The organism is Amycolatopsis sp. w19 (genome assembly GCF_051373225.1).
Lineage (GTDB): Bacteria > Actinomycetota > Actinomycetes > Mycobacteriales > Pseudonocardiaceae > Amycolatopsis > Amycolatopsis japonica.
In genome coordinates, this window is record NZ_JBPQFM010000064.1 from 1 (window position 1) to 816 (window position 816).

The 816-nt window shown below is 56.0% G+C and carries 1 rRNA gene; it reads left to right on the top strand.

What is annotated here, in order from left to right:
• Window positions 1–765 (top strand): 23S ribosomal RNA (locus tag ACSMFO_RS40135); the annotation flags it as partial.
• Window positions 766–816 lie beyond the last annotated feature (51 nt).

Here is an 816-nt window from a genome sequence, read left to right on the forward strand (position 1 = left end):
GGCACGCTAGTGTTGGTGGAGTCGTTGTTGAAATACCACTCTGGTCGGATTGGGAATCTGAACCTCGGACCATGATCTGGTTCAGGGACAGTGCCTGATGGGTAGTTTAACTGGGGCGGTTGCCTCCTAAAGAGTAACGGAGGCGCCCAAAGGTTCCCTCAGCCTGGTTGGCAATCAGGTGTTGAGTGCAAGTGCACAAGGGAGCTTGACTGTGAGACAGACATGTCGAGCAGGGACGAAAGTCGGGACTAGTGATCCGGCACCACCTGGTGGAAGGGGTGTCGCTCAACGGATAAAAGGTACCCCGGGGATAACAGGCTGATCTTGCCCAAGAGTCCATATCGACGGCATGGTTTGGCACCTCGATGTCGGCTCGTCGCATCCTGGGGCCGGAGTAGGTCCCAAGGGTTGGGCTGTTCGCCCATTAAAGCGGCACGCGAGCTGGGTTTAGAACGTCGTGAGACAGTTCGGTCCCTATCCGCCGCGCGCGTAGGATACTTGAGGAAGGCTGTCCCTAGTACGAGAGGACCGGGACGGACGAACCTCTGGTATGCCAGTTGTCACGCCAGTGGCATGGCTGGTTGGCCACGTTCGGAAGGGATAACCGCTGAAGGCATCTAAGCGGGAAGCCTGTTCCAAGATGAGGTATCCCACCCCTTTGTGGGTTAAGGCCCCCAACAGACCATTGGGTTGATAGGCCAGAAATGGAAGCACAGTAATGTGTTGTCGAGTTGACTGGTACTAATAGGCCGAGGACTTGCCCACAAAGATGTTACGCATCCACTCTACAGCTCTGAAACACCACACAACCCCCTC